The sequence below is a fragment of the Haloarchaeobius amylolyticus genome (assembly GCF_026616195.1).
Lineage (GTDB): Archaea > Halobacteriota > Halobacteria > Halobacteriales > Natrialbaceae > Haloarchaeobius > Haloarchaeobius amylolyticus.
In genome coordinates, this window is sequence record NZ_JANHDH010000001.1 from 204,288 (window position 1) to 224,956 (window position 20,669).

20 protein-coding genes are annotated in these 20,669 nt (G+C 69.1%); 12 read left to right on the forward strand and 8 right to left on the reverse strand.

The window, feature by feature from the left end:
• The first annotated feature begins 26 nt into the window (after positions 1–26).
• Genes NOV86_RS01055 through NOV86_RS01065 form a run of 3 tightly spaced genes read left to right on the forward strand, consistent with a single transcriptional unit; the run spans position 27 to position 2,689 of the window.
• Positions 27–1,208, forward strand: coding sequence for a signal peptidase I (locus tag NOV86_RS01055; protein ID WP_267639370.1), 1,182 nt, complete (start codon positions 27–29; stop codon positions 1,206–1,208).
• On the forward strand, positions 1,201–2,457 hold the full coding sequence (locus NOV86_RS01060; protein WP_267639371.1) for a hypothetical protein: 1,257 nt from the start codon (positions 1,201–1,203) through the stop codon (positions 2,455–2,457). Before NOV86_RS01055 ends, NOV86_RS01060 begins: the two co-directional genes overlap by 8 nt.
• Positions 2,458–2,497: 40 nt before the next feature.
• A complete protein-coding gene (locus NOV86_RS01065) occupies positions 2,498–2,689 on the forward strand; it encodes a hypothetical protein (protein ID WP_267639372.1) in 192 nt (63 codons plus the stop codon).
• Here the strand turns inward: NOV86_RS01065 and NOV86_RS01070 are convergent.
• On the reverse strand, positions 2,676–4,781 hold the full coding sequence (locus NOV86_RS01070; protein ID WP_267639373.1) for a histidine kinase N-terminal 7TM domain-containing protein: 2,106 nt from the start codon (positions 4,779–4,781) through the stop codon (positions 2,676–2,678). The two genes, NOV86_RS01065 and NOV86_RS01070, sit on opposite strands and share 14 nt — an antisense overlap.
• A gap of 169 nt (positions 4,782–4,950) precedes the next feature.
• Between NOV86_RS01070 and sucC the strand changes: the two genes are divergently transcribed.
• Positions 4,951–6,102 (forward strand): ADP-forming succinate--CoA ligase subunit beta, encoded by a 1,152-nt coding sequence (sucC, locus tag NOV86_RS01075; RefSeq protein ID WP_267639374.1) that lies wholly within the window; start codon positions 4,951–4,953, stop codon positions 6,100–6,102.
• Positions 6,102–6,971, forward strand: a complete 870-nt coding sequence (gene sucD, locus NOV86_RS01080) for a succinate--CoA ligase subunit alpha (RefSeq protein ID WP_267639375.1) — start codon at positions 6,102–6,104, stop codon at positions 6,969–6,971. The genes sucC and sucD overlap by 1 nt, the downstream gene beginning before the upstream one ends.
• Positions 6,972–7,032: 61 nt before the next feature.
• Here the strand turns inward: sucD and NOV86_RS01085 are convergent, their stop codons facing one another.
• Complete coding sequence (locus tag NOV86_RS01085) at positions 7,033–8,694, reverse strand: hypothetical protein (protein ID WP_267639376.1); 1,662 nt, start codon at positions 8,692–8,694, stop codon at positions 7,033–7,035.
• Positions 8,695–8,817: 123 nt separating this feature from the next.
• Here NOV86_RS01085 and NOV86_RS01090 point away from each other — a divergent pair, with 123 nt between their 5' ends.
• Positions 8,818–9,054 (forward strand): CDGSH iron-sulfur domain-containing protein, encoded by a 237-nt coding sequence (locus NOV86_RS01090; protein WP_267639377.1) that lies wholly within the window; start codon positions 8,818–8,820, stop codon positions 9,052–9,054.
• On the opposite strand, the gene NOV86_RS01095 is transcribed toward NOV86_RS01090, so the two are convergent.
• Complete coding sequence (locus NOV86_RS01095; protein WP_267639378.1) at positions 9,051–10,868, reverse strand: hypothetical protein; 1,818 nt, start codon at positions 10,866–10,868, stop codon at positions 9,051–9,053. The two genes, NOV86_RS01090 and NOV86_RS01095, sit on opposite strands and share 4 nt — an antisense overlap.
• Before the next feature lie 113 nt (positions 10,869–10,981).
• On the reverse strand, positions 10,982–11,854 hold the full coding sequence (locus tag NOV86_RS01100) for a hypothetical protein (RefSeq protein ID WP_267639379.1): 873 nt from the start codon (positions 11,852–11,854) through the stop codon (positions 10,982–10,984).
• 132 nt (positions 11,855–11,986) lie between these two features.
• Here NOV86_RS01100 and NOV86_RS01105 point away from each other — a divergent pair, with 132 nt between their 5' ends.
• The 3 genes from NOV86_RS01105 to rbcL all read left to right on the forward strand — a co-directional run bounded on the left by NOV86_RS01105 (position 11,987) and on the right by rbcL (position 15,123).
• Positions 11,987–12,961 (forward strand): Gfo/Idh/MocA family protein, encoded by a 975-nt coding sequence (locus NOV86_RS01105; protein WP_267639380.1) that lies wholly within the window; start codon positions 11,987–11,989, stop codon positions 12,959–12,961.
• A gap of 32 nt (positions 12,962–12,993) precedes the next feature.
• Positions 12,994–13,776 carry an HAD-IIA family hydrolase gene (locus NOV86_RS01110; RefSeq protein WP_267639381.1) on the forward strand — a complete coding sequence of 261 codons (783 nt, stop codon included), beginning with the start codon at positions 12,994–12,996 and terminating at the stop codon, positions 13,774–13,776.
• An 87-nt stretch (positions 13,777–13,863) separates the two neighbouring features.
• Complete coding sequence (gene rbcL, locus NOV86_RS01115; RefSeq protein ID WP_267639382.1) at positions 13,864–15,123, forward strand: type III ribulose-bisphosphate carboxylase; 1,260 nt, start codon at positions 13,864–13,866, stop codon at positions 15,121–15,123.
• Here the strand turns inward: rbcL and NOV86_RS01120 are convergent, their stop codons facing one another.
• Positions 15,124–15,819, reverse strand: coding sequence for a hypothetical protein (locus NOV86_RS01120; RefSeq protein WP_267639383.1), 696 nt, complete (start codon positions 15,817–15,819; stop codon positions 15,124–15,126).
• Positions 15,820–15,944: 125 nt separating this feature from the next.
• Here NOV86_RS01120 and NOV86_RS01125 point away from each other — a divergent pair, with 125 nt between their 5' ends.
• Positions 15,945–16,118: a hypothetical protein gene (locus NOV86_RS01125; RefSeq protein ID WP_267639384.1), complete on the forward strand. Its 174-nt coding sequence runs from the start codon at positions 15,945–15,947 to the stop codon at positions 16,116–16,118.
• A 6-nt stretch (positions 16,119–16,124) separates the two neighbouring features.
• Here the strand turns inward: NOV86_RS01125 and NOV86_RS01130 are convergent, their stop codons facing one another.
• The 3 genes from NOV86_RS01130 to NOV86_RS01140 form a co-directional block, all read right to left on the reverse strand.
• Positions 16,125–16,745, reverse strand: a complete 621-nt coding sequence (locus NOV86_RS01130) for a class I SAM-dependent methyltransferase (protein WP_267639385.1) — start codon at positions 16,743–16,745, stop codon at positions 16,125–16,127.
• Positions 16,746–16,911: 166 nt separating this feature from the next.
• Entirely contained in the window at positions 16,912–18,669 is a 1,758-nt protein-coding gene (locus NOV86_RS01135; protein ID WP_267639386.1) for an acyl-CoA dehydrogenase family protein, read from the reverse strand.
• An 83-nt stretch (positions 18,670–18,752) separates the two neighbouring features.
• Positions 18,753–19,241 (reverse strand): metal-dependent hydrolase, encoded by a 489-nt coding sequence (locus NOV86_RS01140; RefSeq protein WP_267639387.1) that lies wholly within the window; start codon positions 19,239–19,241, stop codon positions 18,753–18,755.
• A gap of 109 nt (positions 19,242–19,350) precedes the next feature.
• On the opposite strand from NOV86_RS01140, the gene NOV86_RS01145 reads away from it, so the two are divergent.
• Positions 19,351–20,514 carry a mechanosensitive ion channel family protein gene (locus NOV86_RS01145; RefSeq protein WP_267639388.1) on the forward strand — a complete coding sequence of 388 codons (1,164 nt, stop codon included), beginning with the start codon at positions 19,351–19,353 and terminating at the stop codon, positions 20,512–20,514.
• A gap of 31 nt (positions 20,515–20,545) precedes the next feature.
• Positions 20,546–20,668, forward strand: coding sequence for a hypothetical protein (locus tag NOV86_RS01150; protein ID WP_267639389.1), 123 nt, complete (start codon positions 20,546–20,548; stop codon positions 20,666–20,668).
• Position 20,669 lies beyond the last annotated feature (1 nt).

Here is a 20,669-nt window from a genome sequence, read left to right on the forward strand (position 1 = left end):
GCGACGCCCCAGGGAAGGGAGTTCACATGACACGAAAGGATTCAAACGACCGGCGATGGCTCATCAGGGGGGCACTGGGGACGGTGCTGAACGTCGTCGGGTTACTGCTGTTACTGGCTATCGTCGTTCCCTTCGTCATCTACGCGGTCCCACAGGTCGCCGGTGGCGACCAGAGTTACGTCGTACTGACGGGGAGCATGGAACCGGCAATCAGCCCGGGTGACGTGGTCATCGTGACGCACGTCGACCCGACGACCATCGGGGTCGGCGACGTCATCATCTACGAGCGGGCGAACATGAACGTCCCGACGACCCACCGGGTCGTGGAACGGACCACGACAGAGACAGGGGACGTCGCGTTCGTCACCAAGGGTGACGCGAACGAGGACCCGGACAGCGGACTGGTCACCACGAGCGCGGTCATCGGGAAGATCTCGTTGACTCTGCCGAAGGTGGGCTACGTCATCCAGTTCGTCAACTCGAAGACCGGCTTCCTGGCGCTGGTACTGGTCCCGTTCGGCCTGCTCATCCTGAGCGAGGTCTGGTCGCTGATCAGCACCGGCGTCCTCGGGCGTGGGCGCGACACCGAGTCGGCCACCGGGGACGACGAGGACCAGTCCGCCGCCACCGAACAGGCGGGCGCGTCCGCGGCGACCGCCGCCGCGGCCGACACGGATGCAGCCGAGGAGGACGCCTTCACGTTCACGCGCGAGGAGCTCCGCATCGGCATCGGCGTGACCGGTCTGCTGGTGCTGTACTCGGGGGTCATCCTCTGGCTGGTGTACAGCCGGATGCTCGGCTTCCAGCAGTTCCTCACGGTCAGCATGATGGGCTTCGTCGCCTCCATCGGCTTGCTCGTGCTGCTCGGGAGCTTCTGGCGCCAGTGGCCCGAGCCAGCCGACCAGGGCCGCTCGGTCACCGACGGCGGCGTGACTGTCGCCGACGAGCCCCGAATCGTCCCGCGAGCCCCGGTCCGGGTCGCGGACGAGGAGCCGGCAGCCGAGGCCGAGCCCGCCATCGACACCGGCTCGACCGACGATGCGGATGCCGATGACGACGGGTCGGCCGCGGATGCAGCCGACAGCACAGACGAGACGACCGAGGCCGAGGACGAACACGGGGCCGACACGCACTCACCGCGACGTGGGACGTTCGGGCCCTTCCTCGGCGACGAATCCCCGTCCGCGGGCGGAGACAGCGATGACTGACGCGAGACGGCTGCTCGTCGCGCTGGTCGCCCTCGTGGTCGTCACGGCGGCGTTCGTCGGTGGCGGCGGCGCCGCCGCCTTCTTCAGCGACAGCGAGGCGGCCAACGTCTCCGTCTTCGCTGCCGCGACCATCGACCAGGTCGAGCCGACGACGGTCGAGGTCAGTGGCTTCCACGCGGACACCCTGCAGGGACACGTCCTCGCAGCCGAGTACGGGAGCGACGTCATCTACGTCGAGGTACTCCGGTCCGCGGACGGGACCGTCACGATGACGTTCACCCGCGAGGCCGACGACCCGGCCCGCATCTACATCGACGCGGCCCGCCTCGCCGACGTGCTCGGCGTGTCCACGACGGACCTCACCAGAGCGACCGTCTCGCTGGACAGCGCGCTCGTCGAGAGCGGCCTGTACGAGACGACGGTGACGGGCAAGGCGAAGCAGTCGGGCAGCAGTGGCGTGTACCTCACGTTCGTCATCGACTCGTTCTCCACCCGGACGGTGGAGATCGCGGTGGCACCCGAGCCCGAACCGGCGGGTGACGACAACGGCACCGTCGAGGACGGCTCGACCGGCGGCGCACCCGTCGGCGGCCAGTCCGGTGGCGGTAGCTCGACCGGCGACGACGTCACTGGTGAGGACAACACCACTGACAACGTGACCGGCGGCGACAACGTCACTGACGGTATCGACAACGTCACCACCGGCGACAACACCACGGACAACGTCACCACCGGCGACGACAACGTCACTACTGGCGACGACAGCACCGACAACGTCACCGACGGCGGGGACGTGGCTGGCGGTGACAACTCGACCGACGACAACGTTACCACCGGCGACGACACCGCCGACGACAACGTGACTGGTGGGGACAACACGACCGTCGACGACTCGACGACCGGCAGCGACGACACCACCGACAACACGACCGGCGGTAGCGAGACGGACGACGGTGGCACGGACACCGGCGACGACAGCACCACCACCGGCTCGGACGACGGGACGAACACCACCACGACGGATGGCGGTGATGGCACGGAGACGGCCGACGACTCGACCACCAGCGACTCGTCGACCACCGACGACAGCACGACCACGACCGACGACTCGACGGGTGAGACCGAGACCGAGACCGGATCCGAGACGGACTCCTCGACTGGAACCGCGACCGAGACGACCGACACGTCCGCTGGAGCGACCCCCGACTCCACGACCGACGACCAGACCACCGATGGGGCAGCCACCTGACGCTCGTGGCGATTCCCGCCGTCGTGGGCCCTGGCGCCTGGTGATACTCTCCCTGCTGGCGGTCCCCGGGTCGCTCTGGAACAGCGCGGACTCCGGCGAACAGGGACGAAAGCGCGGGTTGCGCTACCGCGTCGGGCTGCGAGCGAACGCGCCGAAACGGAACGCGTTGCTCGTGCTCGTCTACCTCGTCGTCGGGCTGTACCTCGCCGGGCTCGTCCTCACGCTCCTGTGAGGAACTCGAACCGCGCCCCCGACAGTTCCACCTCGGCGGCCTGTGCGGCCTCGTCGGCCGCCGGATCGACCGACGTTTTCCCGGCTTCTTCACCGAGTCGAACCGTCCAGCCGTGGGCTTCGACGATGCGTTCGACGATGGCCAGCCCGAGGCCGGTCCCGGACGACCCCGACACACCGGGGTCGAACAGGTGGTCCCTGACCGTGGGGTCGATTCCCGGCCCGTCGTCGCGGACGACGAAGCCGGCGGTGCCGTCCGGCAGGTCCTCGACGGTGACCGTGACCGTGTCGCCGCCGTGCTCGACCGCATTGCGGAAGAGGTTCTCGAAGACGCGTTCGAGGAGGCTCCGGTCGGCGACGATTGTCTGGTCGGTGTCGGTCGCCAGCGTCGCGGCGCCCGTCTCCACGTTGCCCCAGGCATCGCGGGCGAGGGCGGCCACCGAGACGGCCTCCGTCTCGCCCAGTTCGGTCCCGTCGCGCGCGAGCGCCAGGACGTCGTCGATGATGCGCCCCATCCGGTCGTGGCTCTCGGCGACCTCCGCGACGTAGGTGGCCGCGTCGCCATCGACCGTCTCCTCCAGCAGTTCGACGTAGCCCTGTGCGACGTTGAGCGGGTTGCGCAGGTCGTGACTGACCACGCTCGCGAACTGGTCGAGTCGGTCGTTGGTCTCGGCGAGTTCGCGCTCGCGGCGCTTCCGCCGGGTGATGTCGCGCGAGTTGACGACGAAGCCGCCGACGGCCGGGTCGTCGAGCAGGTTCCGGCTGAGGGCCTCGAACGTCCGCCAGTCGCCCTCGGCGGTGCGGATGCGGTACTCGCTTCGTTCGATGCGCCCCCCTTCGCCGACCCCCTCCTGGAAGAGCGACGCGAGGTCGTCCCTGTCGTCGGGATGGACGTACGAGAGCGCGTTCGTCCCGATGACGTCCTCGGGGTCGTACCCGAGCAGTTGCTCGGTCGAGGGGCTCTGGTACTCGACGGTCCCGTCCGGGTCGACCACCGTCACGATGTCCGAGGAGTTCTCGATGAGTGCCCGGAACCGACGCTCGGTGCTGCGGCGCTCCGTGATGTCGCGCAGGACGACCAGCGTGCTGCGGGTCCCGGGCCCCAGCGAGGAGACCGAGACGTCGATGTACCGGCGGTCACTGTCGTCCCCGAGGACGAGTTCGGTCCGGGTGTCGCTCCCCTCCGCGTCGTCCGGGGGCGTCGCCGCCCCGTCGTCGAGGAGGTCGGTCACCGCCGGGAGAACCGACTCGACGTGTTCGCCCGCCAGCGAGCCCTCGCCGAGCAATCGCGTCGCGGCCGGGTTCGTATCGACGATGCGGTCCTGTTCGTCGACGACCAGGTAGCCGTCGCGCATGTCCTCGATGACCGACTCGCGGGCGACCGGGACCACGTCGAGCAACCGGTAGCGGGCGATGGCCGTCCAGAAGGCGACGCCCGAGAGCGCGAACACGGGCGCCGTGAGGTTGATGTTGTCGGGGCCGACCCCGAGCTGGAAGGCGATGTTGGAGACGACCGGGAAGAGCGCGCCTGCCGTCAGCAGCACGGCCTGCCCCCGGTACACCCCCTGCTGGCGACGGGACCACTGGACGAGGATGCCCGTCCCGAGCAGGATGACGAGGTACGAGTACAGCGCGTGGACGTGGAACAGGGGGCCGAGTTCCCGGGTGAGCAGGAGGAACGGCTCCGTGGTGATGCCGGTGTCGTACCAGTAGAGCCGGGTCGTCTGGGTCGTCGGGACCGTCGCGACGACCAGGAGCGGCTCGATGGCCAGCACCCCGGCCGTCCGCCAGTCGAGCCACCGGTCCTTTCCGGTGTACGAGAGCGCGAAGAGCAACCACGTCGCCGGCGCGACGACGGTCCCGACGTTCGCGAGCGCGAGCCAGACCAGTTTCGCCTCCTCGGTCGTCGACCAGAGCTGGAGCGAGTACGCGCCCGCCCAGAACGCAGAACTCCCCATCAGTACCGCGAACAGCAGGAGGGTCCGGCGGTGTTCGGGCCGGCGCCGCGCGACGACCCCCGCGTACCCCGAGAGCGTCGAGAGGACGACGGTCGCGAGGACGAGCAGACCCACGTACGCGAGCCGCTCGGACACGAGTGGGGAAGGGGTGGTCGGAATGATCTCACCGGACAGGATGTCTGTCGTGAATCCCCAGGGTGGGCGCCGGCTTAACTCCGACGGCCGTGGGTTCCGGTCGATTCTCCGGCAAGTCAACGACCGAATCGTCGGGATTTAAGCGGCCACGGGGCGGGGTTTCGAACGCATGAAACTTCACGAGTACCAGGCGAAGCAGGTCTTCGCCGACGCCGGTATTCCGACGCCGGATTCGACGCTCGCCGACAGCGTCGAGGACGTCGTCGCGGCGGCCGAGGATATCGGTTATCCGGTCGCCGTCAAGGCGCAGGTACAGGTGGGAGGTCGAGGCAAGGCGGGCGGCATCAAGCTCGCCGAGAACGAAGACGAAGCGCGGGAGGCTGCCGAGTCCATCCTCGGGATGGACCTCAAGGGCCTGCACGTCGACAAGGTGCTGGTCGAGGCGGCCGTCGACTTCGTCAACGAGCTCTACGTCGGTGTCACGATGGACCGCGGCGAGGGCAAGCCGGTCGCCATGGTCTCGACGAAAGGCGGCGTCGACATCGAGCAGGTGGCCGAGGAGGACCCCGACGCCATCGTCCGCGAGCACGTCGACCCCTCCTTCGGGATGCACCCCTACCAGGCCCGCAAGGCCGTCTACGACGCCGGCGTCGAGCGCGACGTCGCCAACGACGTCGCCTCGGTGCTTCGCACACTGTACACGCTCTGGGACGACAAGGACGGCGCCGACGCCGAGATCAACCCGCTCATGATCACGTCGGACCGCGAGGTCGTCGCGGCCGACGCCGTCATGAACATCGACGAGGACGCTTTGTTCCGTCAGCCCGACCTCGCCGAGATGGAGGAGGAAGCCGCAGCAGGCGCTGACGAACTCGAGCGCAAGGCCGACGAGTACGGCTTCGACTACGTCCGGCTCGACGGGAACGTCGGCATCATCGGCAACGGTGCCGGCCTCGTCATGACGACGCTCGACCTCGTCGACTACTACGGCGGCAAGCCCGCCAACTTCCTGGACATCGGTGGCGGCGCCAAGGCCGAGCGCGTGACGAACGCACTCGACATGGTGTTCTCCGACGACAACGTCGACGCCGTCGTGTTCAACATCTTCGGTGGCATCACCCGCGGTGACGAGGTCGCCAAGGGTATCAACGAGGCACTCGAGCAGTTCGACGAGATCCCCAAGCCGGTCGTCGTCCGCCTCGCGGGCACGAACGCCGAGGAAGGTATGGAGATTCTGAACAAGGAACTCGTGACCGTCGAAGCGACGCTGGAGGACGCGGTCCAGCGCACGGTCGAGTTCGCAGACGAGGTGAGCGAATAATGAGTGTACTCGTCGACGACGACAGCAAGGTTATCGTACAGGGCATCACCGGCGGCGAAGGCAAGTTCCACGCCGGCCAGATGATCGAGTACGGCACGAACGTGGTCGCTGGCGCCGTCCCCGGCAAGGGCGGCGAGGAGGTCCACGGCGTGCCGGTCTACGACACGGTCCAGAAGGCCGCCGAGGAGCACGACGCCGACACGTCGGTCATCTTCGTGCCGCCGGCGTTCGCCGCGGACGCCATCTTCGAGGCGCTCGACGCGCCGCTGGACCTCGCCGTCGCCATCACCGAGGGCATCCCGACCCAGGACATGGCGAAGGTGAACAAGCGCCTCACCGAGGTCGACACGCGACTCGTCGGCCCGAACTGTCCCGGCCTCATCACGCCGGGCGAGGCCAAACTGGGCATCCTCCCGGGCAACATCTTCGAGGCCGGCAACGTCGGCCTCGTCTCCCGCTCCGGTACCCTCACCTACCAGGTCGTCTCCAACCTGACCGAGCGCGGCATCGGCCAGACCACCGCCATCGGCATCGGCGGCGACCCCATCATCGGGACGGACTTCATCGACGCCCTCGAGCTGTTCGAGAACGACCCCGACACCGAGGCCATCGTCATGTGCGGTGAGATCGGTGGGGAGGACGAGGAGGAGGCCGCGGCCTACATCGACGAGCACGTCGACACGCCGGTCGCCGGCTTCATCGCGGGCCGCACCGCCCCGCCGGGCAAGCGCATGGGCCACGCCGGCGCCATCGTCTCCGGCTCCGGGACCGGCACGGCGCAGTCCAAGATCGACGCCCTCAACGACGCGGGCGTCCCGGTCGGCGACACTCCCGAGGAGGTCGCAGACCACATCGAGAGCTTCCTGTAAGCTCACTACTCTCTCGGTTCATTTCTTCGCGACGCAGCACTGGAACTCGAGGAGCCGTGGCTCAGAAGAGCCCGCGGAGCCACGCCGAGAAGCGCCCGAGGAGTCCCGGGCTCGATTCGCTCTTCCCCTCGTCGTCCGGTTCCGCGTCGCTCGGGTCGGCGGGAGCGTCGCCCGTTCCAGTCTCCGCCTCTTCTATCGCCGGCCCACCCAGGTTGCCCGCAAGGGGGCCGTCCGTGTTCGACTCACCGTCGCCAAGGTCCGGCTCCTCGAAGTCGTCGACGTCGAGCTCCACGTCGGAGATGGAGGGCGTGTCCTCCGGCTCGTCGTCGGTCGCCGGGGTGGCCTCGGGGTCGGCTGCTGGCGTCTCGGCAGGGGCCGGTTCTGGGGCCGCGTCGCCGACCGTCTCGGCTTCGGGCGGCTCTGGAGACTCGGCATCCGGGGCCGCCACGTCCTCCTCGTCAGCGACGGAATCGGCGACTGGCTCCGGTTCGACCTCGTCCGCGGACTCGCTGTCTTCGCCGGCGGAATCCACGGCCTCGCTGGCGTCCTCCTCGTCCTCGGCGGTGTCTTCCGCCTCGTCATCCGGGGTCTTCGACGGGCCGACGGAGGCCGCGGCCGCCGCGAGGTCGGCGACGCGCTGTTCGGCCTCGGCGTCGGGGCCGGACCGGTCGGCCGATTCAGCTGCGGGTTCGTCGTCTGCGTCACCAGCCTCGGTGTCTGCTGAGGGTGCCTCTGCCGCCGGGCGCTCGTCTTCATCCGCCGCTTCCTCGTCGTCGAACATGTCGTCGACGCTGCCCTGTACGACGGTCGTGCGGGGGGTCCCGCCGACGAGGCTGTCGCCGGAGCCGGACGACGAGTTTCCGACTTCGCTCGGTTCGTCGTCGTCCATGCTGACGGTGTGAGTCGAGGGGTCATCGGCGGACTCGGCGTCGTCCGCCATCGCCTCGAACACCTCGTCGACGCTCTCGCCGACGACCGTCTTCGGCTCCGCCGAGCCGCCGGCGTCCTCGTCCAGCGGGCGCGAGGAGCGATGGACCCGGGGACCGGTCCCGAACGACTCCGCGAAGGCGTCACCCGCGAGCCCGGCGAGTTCGTCCTCGCGGTCCGACCCGGCCACCGCCTCGGCGAAGTCGGCCGGCTGGTCGGCGGCCAGCAGGGGCCGGCGGAAGACACGGATGCGCTCACCGTAGTCCCCGCGGAGGGCGTCGAGGTCGTCCTCGGGGAGGAGGACGAGCCGCCAGCGCCCGTCCTTCTCGGTCAGCAGGACGAACGTCTGGCCGTTGAGCAGGGAGCCGACGGCGTGAGCCAGCGCCGGGAGGTTCCCGGCGCCGAGGGGGTGGTCCGGGTAGCTGAAGGTCCCGGACCGGGCGTCGCCGTCGGAACCGGTCACGGTGAGTTCCAGCGAGTCCTCGTCTTCGCCCTGGTCCTCGACCGCGAGGTCCCAGCCCTGCTCGTCGAGCACCGCGGCGAGGGCCGGGACGTGGTCCTCGGCCTCGCGGTCGGCGTCGATACCGCGAGCCGACCCCGCGATGGCGTCGTGGGTGTGTTCGTACAGCGACTGCTCGGTCGCTGTCTCCAGCGGCTCGTCGAGGCGGTCGACGAGGTCGGCCCCGTCGTCGGGGTCGAGCCCGTGTCGCGCGCAGATGTCGGCGTCGGACAGGCCGAACCCGCGGAGCACGGCGACGTACTCCGCGAGCCGGTCGCTCCGGTCACGGTCGGTCATCGATTGGTTAGCAATCACGGGGCCCGGATATTAACTGTTGGCAGCCGGAAAGTCGCCCACGGCGTCCCGGCGGGGGAGCGTTGTGGGGCAAGTGCTATCACCCTGCGTGGCGGGCCTTCGGGTATGGCCAGAGAAGTGACCCACACCGAGGACAGCCCCTACATCATCACGCCGGACGACATCCACGACGAGAAGGGCGACGTGGCCATCTGCCAGTGCGGGCTCTCCGCGACCCGACCGTTCTGTGATGGCTCGCACCGCGCGACCCACGACGAGGACGAAGACGTCCGCTACAAGTACGAGAACGACGACGACGACGGTGAACGCCGCGAGATAGACGAGATCGTCTTCCGCGACTAGAACAGGCCCCTGATGGCACCGAGTAGCTTGCCGACGAACCCCTTCGACTCCGACTGCTGAGAGTCTGCCGCGTCCGCGTCGGCGGTCTCTTCGTTCCCAGCTGAAGCCTGCGCGTCGTCGGCACCGGTGTCGGTTCCGCCGCCGATGGTCACCGGTTCGGGGCCGTCGGTCTGGTCCGGGGTCTGCGCGGTCGCCGGTTCTGTGTCCGCCGGTTTCGCCTGCTCCGGCTCCGGGTCGGGGTCCGCCTCGCTGGCGGGTGCCGGGTCTGCGGCCGGCTCCGATTCGGACGTCGGGTCTGCCGCCGGTTCGGGTTCGGTCTCCGGAGCCGGCTCGGGCTCGGATTCGGCGACCGGCTCGGGGGCTTCGGCCGGCTCGGACTCGCCGGCCGGCTCTGCCTCCGCTGTCTCTGACGCCGCATCCACGGCTTCGGGCTCCTCGGCGGCAGCCGATTCCGCGCTGGCTGGTTCCGGGTCGGAAGCCGGTTCCGGTTCCTCGACGGACTCGGGCGCTTCTGCGACCGGTTCCGGGTCGGCTGCAGGCTCGGGCGCCTCCTCGACGGGCTCTGGCTCGGCCATTACGAAGCCACCGTCCTCGTCCGGACCGCCGCTCTCGGCGGGCTCGGGTTCCGGTTCCGGGTCGCTCGCCGCTACCGGTTCCGCGGCGGCCGAGGCGTCGGCGGATTCGGGGTCGGTCGCATCCGGAGTCGGTTCCGGCTCTGGGTCGGGTGCCGACGCCGGCTCGGGCTCCGGCTCCGCCGTCCCTGCCGGGTCTCCGGTCGGGTCGGCAGTGCCGGCGTCCCTGCCCGTCCCACCGACGAGGTCGCGGACGCTCTTGCCCGTCGACTGGACCTCGACGCCGGTCTCCCCGGCGGGGTCGGCGGCGGCCTCCATCTCCGAGAAGATGGAGTCGAGTGCGGAGTCAGCCTCCGGCTCGGCGGCGGCCTCCGCGGGCTCCTCGGCCGGGTCCTCGTCCTCGCCGTCGAGGTCGACCTCGCTCAGGTCGGCCAGCCCGTCGCCAAGCCAGCCCTCGGTGGACTCGTCGACGCCGATGTCGCCGTCACCGGACCCCGTCGTGCCGGAGCCACTCCCGCCGGCGGCCGCGGTCTGTGCGTCCGTCTCCTCCGCCGCGCTCCCGGCGGCAGCAGTGGCCTCGGCGGCCGCGGTGGCCTCGGCAGCGAAGTCGGCGGGGCTCTGCTCGTGCAGGAGCGGCTCGCCGAACGCCTCGATACCGTCGCCGTAGTGCGATTCGAGTGCGTCCAGGCGCTTGGCCTCGAAGAGGACGAACCGCCAGCGGTCCTCGGCCCAGTTCGAGAGCATCGCGAACGTGAGCGGGACGCCGTCGAGCAGGTCCTCCTGGAGTGTAGCGATGAGTGCCGGGTAGTTGTGCTCGCCGAGGGCCGTCTCCGGGTACGAGAAGCGCGTCTTGCGGACGTTCCCGTTCGGGTCCTCGAGGGCGATGGTGAACGGCTGCGTCGGTTCCGCGCCCGAATCGACCGGGTCGCCGTGTTCGTCGAGAAAGTAGATGCCGAACCCGTACGCACCGAACACCGTGTCGAGTTGCTGTGGGACCACGCGGTCCGGGTACTGCCGCGGCACGTCGATGCCCCGGCTGGAGGCGGCGAGCACCCGGTGGGTCTGGTCGTACATGGTGCGCGGCGTGAACTCGCCGTCGTAGCCCCGTTCCACGACGGCTTCCAGCGAGACGTCGTCTGGCGGGTCGCTGAGCCCGTAGACCTCGCAGATCTCCTCCGCAGAGAGACCACACCGTTCCAGTACCGTGATGTGGTGGGCGATGAGATCCTGGGAAGTAACCATACGGGATTTCACCAGTCTCCTACCCTTAGGCGTATCGGCCGTTTCGGGGGAGCGGCGCCGCTCGCGGGGCGAGAGAACGAGAAGGGTCGATGACCTGTCTGCCCGGAGAGCGGTCAGGACGAGAGGATGGACCGGATCTTGCTGGCGAGCCCGCCGGAGCTGTCGTCGTCTTCGTCGTCGGCGGCGGGCTCGGCGTCGGCAGCCTCCTCAGCATCCGGTTCGTCGTCCTCGCCGGACTCGGCCTCTGGCGCGGCCTCCGGAGTCGCTTCCTCCTCGGTGGTCGCTTCCGGGGCCGGTTCGTCGGCCTCGAACGTCGCGTCGAGGGACGAACCGGAGTCGAGTTCCGGTTCGGCGGTCGATTCCGCCGTCGGTTCTGGCTCGTCTTCGGTCGCGTCCTCCGCAGTTCCGTCCTCCGAAGCCAGGTCGGCCTCGACCTCCGCGTCGGGGACATCGAAGGGTTCGGGTTCGTCGGCCTCCGCGTCGTCGAAGTCGGGCTCGTCCCCGGCGGCCGATTCGTCCTCGTCCTCGAGGGACTCGAAGACGGGTTCGGACTCGTCCGCGGCGTCGGCCGCGTCCGTCCCCTCGGCCGACTCGTCGTCCTCCGTCTCCACCCACAGGAAGCCGTCAGCCTTCGTCCGGCCGTCCAGCAGGAGGTCGTCGAGCAGGTCGTCGTCGGCCGCGATGGCCTCGTCGACCTCGTCGACGTGTTCGACCGCCTCGTCGGCGCTCGCGATTATCTCTTCGGGTGATTCGTCGGAGAGTTCGGCGTAGCCGTCCTCGGAGTCGACGGCGGCGGCGTGGTCGTCGCTGAGCTGCTTGAACAGCTCGCCGGCGGTCACGTCTTCGATGTCGTCGGTCTCGTCGGGTTCGCTCTCGGGCTCGGATGTCGTCGTCGGTTCGCTCTCGTCTGCTGGCTCGGCGTCGGGGTCGGCGAAGAGCTCGTCGATATCGAGCGAGGAACCGGTTTCCAGCGTGCTGTTGGTCATCGAGGTGTTAGTACGTAAACTCGTACCACACCCAGTTAAATTTTTACTATCATTACACCTAATTTGTTGAAAGTCTGCAACCATCGACGCGTGCCACCGGAACTTTAGGCAACAGGGCGCGACCGGACGCCCATGCGATTCGGTATCCTCTCGACCGCGAACATCGGACTGAAATCGGTCGTGCCGGCCATCCAGGCCTCCGAGCACGAGGTCGCAGCCATCGCGTCGCGCGACGCGGACCGGGCGGCGGCGGTGGCGCGCGACCACGACGTCCCGGAGGCGTACGGCTCCTATCAGGAGCTGCTGGACGAGGCGGCCGTCGACGCGGTGTACGTCCCACTCCCGAACTCGCACCACGCGGAGTGGACGAAGCGGGCCGCCGACGCCGGGCTCGACGTCCTCTGCGAGAAGCCCCTCGCGGTCGACGCCGCGGAGGCGCGCGAACTCGGCCAGTACTGCGAGGACGCCGGCGTGACGCTGATGGAGGCGTTCATGTACCGGTACCACCCGCGGACGGAGCGCGCCGCCGAGATCGTCGCCGAGGAACTCGGCGCGGTCCGCGGTGCCTTCGCGACCTTCCAGTTCCCGCTCCGGGGTCGCCCGGACGACATCCGGCTGGACCCCGAGCTGGCCGGCGGGAGCCTCATGGACGTGGGCTGTTACGCCGTCAGCGTCCTGCGGACGCTGCTCGGCGAGCCCGAGGCGGTCTCGGCCCGGGCGCTCGACACCCGCGACTGCGGCGTCGACACGCACCTGACGGGCCGGTTCGACTACGAGGGCGCGACCGCCCAGCTGTCCAGTAGCTTCGACACCCAGCTCGTCCAGCAGTACCGCGTCGAGGCCGAGAACGGCTGGCTGGAGGTCGAGGACGCGTTCAACCCCGCGAACCCCGACGAGGTGACCCTCGAGTACGGGGTGGACGGCCGCGAGGTCACGGAGTCGTTCGAGGCGACCGACCAGTACCGGCTGCAGGTCGAGCACTTCGCCGACTGCGTCGCCGAGGACCGCCAGCCCCGGACGGACGCGGCCGAGGCGACCGCGAACATGCGGGTCGTCGACGCGCTGTACGAGAGCGCGGACACCGGCGAGACGGTCCGGCTGGACTGAGCTAATTACGGTCCGGCGCCAAGGGTCCGGCAATGGACCGGTTCGACGGCGCGATACTCGACGTTGATGGGACGGTCCTGCGCGGCCCCGACGCCATCCCGGGCGCGGTCGAGGCCGTGCAGGCACTCCGCGACGCCGGCCTCTCGCTGGCGTTCTTCTCGAACAACCCGACGAAGTTCCCCGCCGCCTACGCCGACCGGCTGACCGCGGCCGGTGTCGAGGCGAGCACCGCGGAGGTGCTGACCTCGGGGACCGTCACCGCCGAGTACCTGTCCCGGAACCACGCCGGCGAGCGGTTCTTCGTCATCGGCGAGCCTGGGCTGTGCGACCAGCTCCGCGACCTCGACCTGGAGCTCACCGGGGACTACACCGAGGCCGATACCGTGGTGGCCTCCATCGACCGCGAGTTCACCTACGAGGACCTGAAGACCGCGCTCTGGGCACTCTCGGACGACGCGGTCGGGTTCGTCGGGACCGACCCGGACCGGGTGGTGCCCGCGGCCGACCACCTCATCCCGGGCTCTGGTGCCATCATCAACGCGGTGGCCGACGTGGCCGGGCGCGACCCCGAGGCCGTCCTCGGGAAGCCCCACGACGCGGCCCGCGAGGCGGTGCTGGCCAGACTCGGGGTCCCCCCTGAGCGCTGCCTCGTCGTCGGCGACCGCCTCGACACCGACATCGCGCTCGGTGAGGGTGCCGGGATGACGACCGTCCTCGTCCTCTCCGGCGTGACCAGCCGGGCCGAGGTCGAGGAGAGCGAGCACGACCCCGACTTCGTGGTCGACTCGCTGGCGGACGTCCCCGACCTGTTCTGAGCGGCGGCGAGAGGGAGTCAGCGGCCCGGAACCTGTCAGCCAGGGGAACGACCAAGTAGTTCGCCAGTAAACCTTTCAGATTCAACCATGACCGGCATCGAGTACGACGATTTCCTCGACCTGGACTACACCCCGACAGACACCGACCTCGTGTGCGAGTTCCGCATCGCCCCCGCCGAGGGGATGTCGTGGGCGGACGCCGCCTCCCGCGTCGCCAGCGAGTCCTCGAACGGGACGTGGGCCGCACTCCACGTCGACGAGGCCGAGTTGACCGACCTCTCCGCGGTCGCCTGCGACGTCGCGGAGGACGCGGGAACCATCACGGTCGCCTACCCCGCCGACCTGTTCGAGCCGGGCTCCATGCCCCAGATACTCTCGTGCATCGCCGGGAACATAATGGGCATGAAGGCGGTCGACTCCATCCGCCTGCTCGACTGCGGGTGGCCGGAGCAGACCGTCTCTGGGTTCCCCGGCCCGCAGTACGGGACCGACGTGACCACCGAGAAACTCGACGCCGGCGACCGCCCGGTCCTCGCCACCGTCCCGAAGCCGAAGGTCGGCCTCTCCACGAAGGCCCACGTCGACATCGCCGAGCAGGCCTGGCGCGGCGGCGTCGACCTCCTCAAGGACGACGAGAACCTCACCGACCAGGACTTCAACCCCTTCGAGGAGCGCGTCGAGCGCTCGCTCGAGGTCGCCCGCGAACTCACCGACGAGACCGGCGAGAAGAAGGACTACCTCGTCAACATCACCGCCGAGACCGACGAGATGATCCGCCGCGCCGAGTTCGTCGAACAGCAGGGGGGCGGTTTCGTGATGGTCGACGTGGTCACCTGCGGCTGGTCCGCGGTCCAGACCGTCCGCAAGCACTGCGAGGACTTAGACCTCGCCATCCACGCCCACCGCGCCATGCACGCGGCCTTCGACCGCATGGAGCACCACGGCGTCTCGATGCGGGTCATCGCGCAGGTCGCCCGTCTCTGCGGCGTCGACCACATCCACACCGGGACGGCGGGCCTCGGTAAGCTCGCCAACGAGGACACGCCGGGCATCAACCAGTGGCTCACGTCCGACCTCTACGGCCTGAACCACGTGCTCCCGGTCGCCTCCGGCGGCCTGCACCCGGGCGTCATCGACGCGCTCATCGACGCGCTGGGCACCGACATCGCCATCCAGGCCGGCGGCGGCATCCACGGTCACCCCGACGGCACCGAGGCCGGGGCGCGTGCCCTCCGCCAGTCCGTCGAGGCGAGCATGCAGGACGTGGCCCTCGAAGAGTACGCGGCGGACGGCCACGACGAACTGGCGACCGCGCTGGAGAAGTGGGGCAGCGAGACGCCGCGGTAGTCAGCGCCGGGCGACCAGCAGCGTTCCGAGGAGCGCGAGGACGACGCCGACGGCGGTGAACCCGGGCGTCGACCCGGCCGAGTCGGTGGCAGTGTTCTCTGCGCGTGGGTTCTCTCCGTCGGTTGTCGTCGCGGAATCGTCGCCGGAACCGGTCGTGTTATTCTCGCCGTCGTCGCCGCCAGCCTCCAGTTGTTCGGCGATGGTCTCGGCCTTCGCCTTGGACTCTGCGGCGAGGACGAACCGCGGGTCGTCCTCGAAGTCACCGGACTCCATCGACGAGGCGAGGCCGGGGGACAGCGAGGCGGCGAAGGTCACCTCCCCGTCGACGACCGTCAGCAGGCAGTAGCCGGCGTCGGCCTCGGTCTGCTGCCAGCGACAGCCCGAGACGCCGTCGGACGTGAAGCCGCTCTCGACGAGGGTCGAGGCGAACGACGTGCCGCCCTTCTCGGTGAGCGTAATCGGCACCCGGTACAGCCCGTTCTGCTCGGAGATGGCGCCGACGGCGGCCACGTCATCCGGAGTCACGACCGTCTCGTTCTGGTAGCCGTCGTCGGTCGGGTAGTGTGCGACCACGGTGACGTTCGGGTCGTCGGCCGGTGTCGATTCGGCGCCCACCGGCGCGGCACCCAGCGCCACGGCGCAGGCCAGAAGGAGCAGACACGCTGTCGCGAGCAGGGACCGGTCGCGTCGGAGCATACGAGAACCGTTACAGATGTATTACAAAAGTTTTCCGGCACTTCTGGTCGCCTCCGGGTGGGCCCCGTGCGAGGCGGTCGCACGACCGGGGTGGGGCTATGTCCCTCGCACGAGTTCCATCGGACATGCGAATCGAGCGAGACCCCCTCGTCTGCGAGAACTGCGGCGAACTCGACCACGACGACATCGAGACCGTCAGCGACGTGCCCCAGCTCGACCCGGAGTCCTACGAGGTCGGCCCGGAGTCGAGCGACGTGTACGTCTGCGCCGGCTGCAAGAACGTCATCGGCGTCGAGTAGCGGTCCTCACTCCTCGTGCTCTCGACGCTCGCAGAGGGCAACGTGGACCGTCTCGCCCAGCCCGTCGACCACGTCCCGCGCCCAGACCACGTCGAACCCGGCGTCGTCGAGTTCGGCCATCGTCGCCTCCCGGCCGGGCGCGCTCCAGAACATCTCCACGTCGGGGCGGAGCCACCCCTGCCGGGTCCCCTCGTGGGCCTGCCGCGAGACGGTGAGGATGAGTCGGCCGCCGGGCCGGCAGACCCGCGCGAACTCGTCGTAGACCGTCTGGTGCTGGGTTCGGGGCACGTGGAAGACCGAGTAGTACGCGACGATGCCGTCGACGCTCGCGTCGGCGACCGGGAGCCGGGTCATGTCGCCCTGTACCGGCGTCGCGGCCGGGACGGACTCACAGAGTCGGTCGAGTTGCCCCCGCGAGAAGTCCATGCCGAGCACGACGAACTCGTCGACGAGGTGGGCGGCGGTGCGGCGGCCGTCGCCACAGCCCACGTCGAGGATGCGGCTCCCCGGTTCGAGTGGCTCTGCGAACGCCGCGAAGAGGGCCGTCTCGGGGCCGTCGGCGTTCCTGAAGTCGCCGTAGGCGTCGCCGACCCGGTCCCAGGCGCGGCGGACCGCGTTTCGTTCCATGGACGTACTGGGGCGGGAACGGGCATAGTCGTCGTGCCAACGAGAGGTGACAGTGGATATCGGAATATCAGGGTGAAAGTGAAGACTGCAGTTTCGAAAGTAGATGTTACAGTGGCTCGAAAGCCGCTTTTTCACTTCCGAACCGGGGTTCGGGGAGAGGCTCGCGTCAGTCGTCCGCGGGCGCCGTCTCGACCAGCGTCTCGGGGTCGACCGACTCGTACCGGACCACGGCATCGAAGTGCTCCAGCGCGAACCGGTCTCCGCCGGTGATGCCCCGGGCGTCGTGGTCTCGGAGCCGGCGGTCGACGAACCGCTCGGCGACCAGTGCGAGCCGGGCGTCTGCTTCCGCGTCGATCTCGGCCTGGGCCTCCGCGAGCAGCAGCGACCCGGTGAACACGTCGAAGATGTAGTCGGCGAGTTCCTTCGCCTGTAGCTGGGCGTACTCGCCGTCCTCGGTGGCGAGGGTCGCCATGGCGGTCCCGAGGTCGGCGTAGGCGTCCTGTATCGTCTCCGTCGTCTCGGCCAGCGCCGGGTGCTCTGCCGCGTCGAGGTTGGCCTGGATGGTCTCCAGCAGCGGTTCGTGGGCGTCCTCGCGGTCGAGGGCGCGGAGCACGTCGAGCGCGAGGATGTTCGAGGTGCCCTCCCAGATGGGCAGGACCTGCGCGTCCCGGAGCATCCGGTGGGTCACGAAGTCCTTGACGTAGCCGTTCCCGCCGAGGATCTCCATCGCGTAGCTGGCCGTGTCGACGGCCATCCGGGCGGTCCGGGACTTCGCGATGGGGACGAGCACGCGCATCAGGCGGTAGGCGTCGTCGTCGCCCTCGCGCTCGCGCCGGTCCAGCACCCGCCCGGCCTCGAAGGTGTACGCGACCGCGGCCTCGTGGTCGACCGCCATGTCCACGAGGTCCCGCTTCATCAGGGGGTACTCCTGGATGGGCGACCCGAAGGCCTCGCGGTTCGCGGCGTGGACCTTTGCTTCGAGGAGACACCGGCCCATGATGGCGACCGAGGCGGTCGCGTTCGAGAGGCGTTCGAGGTTCAGCATGTCGGTCATGTACCTGAACCCGCGCTGCTCCTCGCCGACGATGTAGCCCGTCGCGCCCTGTAACTCGACCTCGCCCGTGGGCACCGAGATGGTCCCGAGCTTGTCCTTCAGCCGGCGGTAGAGCTGGTCGTTCAGCTCCCCGTCGACGGTGTGCGGGACGAGGAAGAGCGAGAGGCCCTTCGTACCCTCGGGGGCGTCGGGGGTCCGGGCCAGCGCCAGGGTGCCCTCGGCGTCGATGTTGGAACAGAACCACTTCTCGCCCGTGAGTTCGTACCGGTTCCCCGCGACGTGTTCCGCGACCGTCTCGTTCGCGCCCACGTCGCTGCCGCCCTGTTTCTCGGTGAGGAACATCGCGCCCTCGATGTTCTCGTCGCCGTCGCGGGTCACGAGGCCCTCGTAGTAGGATTCGAGGGTCTCGCCCTCGCCGTACTTGTCGAGGACGAGCGCGGCCCCCGCCGTCATCGACACCGGGCAGGTGAACCCCGGGTCGGCGTACGAGAGCAGGTACTCCATCGCGAGGTGGTGCGTGAGTGGCATGGGGTCGTCCCGGCCCGGCGGGGCCTCGAAGGCGTCGCTGACGATGCCGGCGCCGTAGGCGAGACGCTCGTTCTCTGCCTGCTTCGGGTGGTACTCGACGTAGTTCTGTACCTCGCCGTCGCGGTCGTAGGTGTGCAGGATGGGGCCGTGTTCGTCGACGACGTCCGCGTTGTCGGCGATGGTGTTCCCGACCACGTCGCCGAAGGACCGCAACTGCTCGGCGGCCCACTCGTGGTCGTCGGCGCCTGTGACGCGCCGGACCTCCCGCCGGAACGTCCGGTCCAGTTCGTAGTAGTTGACGTGTCGGCCGTCCTCGAAGCGGCCGTAGTCGATGGGGTCCATACGCGGTAGGTGTCGCCGAGAGGATGAAAAACAATGTTAGAAATAAACTGTCATGAACGCTGTTCGAGATGTTCGGCGGGCCGTCAGGCGACCCGCGCGACCGCGACCGCGGTCACGACCGTCACGAACACGCCGAGCGCGAGCAACAGCCAGTTCGCGACCCGGTTGTCCGCCCGGGTGACGTACACCGAGTAGGTCCGCGAGGAGAGCGGCCAGAACAGGGGGACCCCCGCCGGCGTGAGCACGTCGCCGAGGAGGTGCGCGAGGATGCCGTAGGCACCCATCGCGAGACAGAACCCGGCGAGTAGCTGTGCGTCGAGCCCCAGCGCCGGCGCACCGTAGTAGCCGACCACCCCCGCGGCCCCGCCCACGAGCAGCGCGAACGCCAGCGTATGCGTGGGACCGCGGTGCTGGATGAACGGGGCCTGGTGGTCGAGGTCGGGGACGCGCGAGAGCCCGAGGACGATGGCGCCGCCCAGCAGCGCGAACGCGGGGCGGTCCGCGAGCAGCATCGCCGCCCCGACCGGGGCGTAGGCGAGCAACGAGACACCGTAGTGACCGGTGCGATACATCACCAGTATCGACCACGGCCCACGAAATGAAACCCCGGCCTTTCCGACTGGAGCCTGCGAGCACGCGGCACTCATCGATACTTAACCTCACAGGGAGTATAGGGATACCATGCTCGCCGAAATCACCGAGTACCTCTCGGGGTTCCCCCTCTGGGAGCGGACCGTGCTGGTGCTCGGCCTCTCGCTGCTCGCGGCGGTCGTCCTCGAGGTCGGACTCATCCGGCTGGCCAGGCGGCTCGTCAGCCGGACCGAGAGCCGACTCGACAACATCGTCCTGGACGAACTCCGCTGGCCGCTGGTCATCTCGGCAGCACTGGCAGGCGTGTGGGTCCTGACCGCGACGCCGGACGGGTCGACCTCCGTCGCCTTCCAGCAGCAGCTGACCGAGTTCTTCGGCAAGCCGTCGCTGGCGGTCATCGTCCTCGTCTGGGCGCGCGCCCTGAACAACATCGTCAACCGTGCGGTCGAGGAGGTCAAGGACAACGGCGGCCGCTACGACTTCGCGCCGGTGTTCTCGAACGTCTGGACGCTGCTGATGCTCGTCGGTGCGACCGGCGCCATCCTCGCCATCTTCGAGATAAACATCACGCCCCTGCTCGGGGCCGCCGGTATCGCCGGCATCGCGGTCGGGTTCGCCGCGAAGGACACCGTCGCGAACTTCTTCGGCGGCCTCGCGCTCTACTTCGACGACACGTACAAGATCGGCGACTACATCGTCCTCGACACCGGCGACGCCGGGACCGTCGTCCGGGTCGGCATCCGGTCGACGACGCTCCTGACCCGCGACGAGGTGATGGTGACGGTGCCGAACTCCGTGCTCAACTCCGCCCGTATCATCAACGAGTCCGCGCCACAGCGCCGAAAGCGCATCCGCATCCCCCTCGGGGTCGCCTACGGCACCGACCTCGATGCCTTCGAGGAACTCGCGGTCGAGGTCGCCGAGGCCGAGACGATGACACTCGACTCGCCCAAGCCCCGGATGCGGTTCCGTCGCTTCGGCGACTCGGCGCTGGAGTACGAACTGCTGTGCTGGGTCACCAGCCCGAACCGCGAGCAACGCGCCCGCCACCACCTCAACCGGAGCCTCTACGCCGCGATGAACGAGGCCGGCATCGAGATCCCGTTCCCGAAGCGCGACGTGAACCTCACCGTCGCCCGGGCCGGGGACGACATCGGGTCGCTCGGGGAGGTCGAACGGGCGGCGAAGGAGGCCGACCAGGTCGAGACGAGCGAGTTCACGCCGGTCGCGGCAGAGGAACCCGCCGACGAATAGACCGAAGTATCACCGGAACGACGGCTGGGATATGCTCTCGGTACTCGGCGACATCTACGAGACGTTCGGGCCGTTCCTCATCCCGGCCACCCTGTTCGCCATCGGCGTCCTCTTCTACGCCGTCATGGTCTACCTGAACCAGATACGGCTCTGAG

Bases quoted from the DNA above. Each gene is read 5' to 3' on its own strand.
- NOV86_RS01100 (WP_267639379.1), bottom strand. From the start codon at position 11,854: ATGACCAACAGCACGCTGGAAACCGGTTCCTCGCTCGATATCGACGAG.
- NOV86_RS01060 (WP_267639371.1), top strand. From the start codon at position 1,201: ATGACTGACGCGAGACGGCTGCTCGTCGCGCTGGTCGCCCTCGTGGTC.
- NOV86_RS01110 (WP_267639381.1), top strand. From the start codon at position 12,994: ATGGACCGGTTCGACGGCGCGATACTCGACGTTGATGGGACGGTCCTG.
- NOV86_RS01090 (WP_267639377.1), top strand. From the start codon at position 8,818: ATGGCCAGAGAAGTGACCCACACCGAGGACAGCCCCTACATCATCACG.
- sucD (WP_267639375.1), top strand. From the start codon at position 6,102: ATGAGTGTACTCGTCGACGACGACAGCAAGGTTATCGTACAGGGCATC.
- NOV86_RS01150 (WP_267639389.1), top strand. From the start codon at position 20,546: ATGCTCTCGGTACTCGGCGACATCTACGAGACGTTCGGGCCGTTCCTC.
- NOV86_RS01105 (WP_267639380.1), top strand. From the start codon at position 11,987: ATGCGATTCGGTATCCTCTCGACCGCGAACATCGGACTGAAATCGGTC.
- rbcL (WP_267639382.1), top strand. From the start codon at position 13,864: ATGACCGGCATCGAGTACGACGATTTCCTCGACCTGGACTACACCCCG.
- NOV86_RS01135 (WP_267639386.1), bottom strand. From the start codon at position 18,669: ATGGACCCCATCGACTACGGCCGCTTCGAGGACGGCCGACACGTCAAC.
- NOV86_RS01145 (WP_267639388.1), top strand. From the start codon at position 19,351: ATGCTCGCCGAAATCACCGAGTACCTCTCGGGGTTCCCCCTCTGGGAG.
- sucC (WP_267639374.1), top strand. From the start codon at position 4,951: ATGAAACTTCACGAGTACCAGGCGAAGCAGGTCTTCGCCGACGCCGGT.
- NOV86_RS01130 (WP_267639385.1), bottom strand. From the start codon at position 16,745: ATGGAACGAAACGCGGTCCGCCGCGCCTGGGACCGGGTCGGCGACGCC.
- NOV86_RS01085 (WP_267639376.1), bottom strand. From the start codon at position 8,694: ATGACCGACCGTGACCGGAGCGACCGGCTCGCGGAGTACGTCGCCGTG.
- NOV86_RS01055 (WP_267639370.1), top strand. From the start codon at position 27: ATGACACGAAAGGATTCAAACGACCGGCGATGGCTCATCAGGGGGGCA.
- NOV86_RS01140 (WP_267639387.1), bottom strand. From the start codon at position 19,241: ATGTATCGCACCGGTCACTACGGTGTCTCGTTGCTCGCCTACGCCCCG.
- NOV86_RS01125 (WP_267639384.1), top strand. From the start codon at position 15,945: ATGCGAATCGAGCGAGACCCCCTCGTCTGCGAGAACTGCGGCGAACTC.
- NOV86_RS01120 (WP_267639383.1), bottom strand. From the start codon at position 15,819: ATGCTCCGACGCGACCGGTCCCTGCTCGCGACAGCGTGTCTGCTCCTT.
- NOV86_RS01095 (WP_267639378.1), bottom strand. From the start codon at position 10,868: ATGGTTACTTCCCAGGATCTCATCGCCCACCACATCACGGTACTGGAA.